The organism is Burkholderia sp. 3C, from assembly GCF_054589155.1.
Genome location: NZ_BAAILN010000130.1, coordinates 1 through 291 on the forward strand (window position 1 = coordinate 1; position 291 = coordinate 291).

A 291-nucleotide genomic window follows, 5' to 3' on the forward strand; every position below is an offset into this window, starting at 1 on the left:
CCTGTTCCCTTGCTGTCCATATCGTGCTGGAAGAACTGGGCGTGCCTTACTCGCTGGCGCCTACCGTGATCGCCAACGGGGCCACGCAGTCGGCCGAATATCTCGCCATCAACCCGAAGGCGCGCGTGCCGGCGCTGCATGTCGAGGGGCAGACGAAAGTCCTCACCGAGCTGCCGGCGATCATGGCGTATCTGGTTAGGCAGTATCCCGACGCAGGCCTGGTTCCCGCCGACCCGCTCGAGGAAGCCCGTTGCCACGAACTGCTCAACTGGATCGCCGGCTGGGTGCACG

General features: G+C 64.9%; 1 protein-coding gene. It reads left to right on the forward strand.

Going from position 1 to position 291, the window contains the following annotated elements; genetic code table 11:
• Positions 1 to 23: 23 nt before the first annotated feature.
• Positions 24 to 291 (forward strand): glutathione S-transferase family protein (locus tag ACYP33_RS26175; protein ID WP_459624483.1); only part of this gene is annotated, 268 nt, incomplete at its 3' end.